The organism is Acidimicrobiales bacterium (assembly GCA_030747595.1).
Lineage (GTDB): Bacteria > Actinomycetota > Acidimicrobiia > Acidimicrobiales > MedAcidi-G1 > UBA9410.
The window spans coordinates 1-572 of sequence record JASLKK010000071.1 but is presented as its reverse complement, the minus strand read 5'-3'; the positions used below and the strand labels follow the sequence as shown (position 1 = coordinate 572).

Annotated in this window: 2 protein-coding genes; both read left to right on the top strand. The window is 74.8% G+C overall.

What is annotated here, in order from left to right; translation table 11 throughout:
* The coding region (locus QF777_12155) for a hypothetical protein (protein MDP6912281.1) at positions 1-358 on the top strand (358 nt) is incomplete at its 5' end.
* 32 nt (positions 359-390) lie between these two features.
* A partial coding sequence (locus QF777_12150; protein MDP6912280.1) for a hypothetical protein occupies positions 391-572 on the top strand: 182 nt, incomplete at its 3' end.

Here is a 572-nt window from a genome sequence, read left to right as displayed (position 1 = left end):
CCGGCTCCGACGCCGGCTCCGACGCAAGTGCCAGTGCATAAAATCACACCGTCGCGAATCTTCGACTCACCGATTGATCTACGCACAGGCCGCAGCCGACGCCGATGCCGACGCCGGCTCCGACGCCGGCTCCGACGCCGGCTCCGACGCCGATGCCGACGCCGGCTCCGACGCCGGCTCCGACGCCGGCTCCGACGCCGGCTCCGACGCCCGCTCCGACGCCGGCTCCGACGCCGGCTCCGACGCCGGCTCCGACGCCGGCTCCGACGCCGGCTCCGACGCCGATGCCGACGCCGGCTCCGACGCCCGCTCCGACGCCGGCTCCGACGCCCGCGCCGACGCAAGTGCCAGTGCATAAAATCACACCGCCGCGAATCATCGACTCACCGATTGATCTACGCACAGGCCGCAGCCGACGCCGATGCCGACGCCGGCTCCGACGCCGGCTCCGACGCCTGCTCCGACGCCTGCTCCGACGCCCGCGCCGACGCCGCAGCCGACGCCGATGCCGACGCCGGCTCCGACGCCGGCTCCGACGCCGGCTCCGACGCCGACCGAGAGGCAGCGGGAGA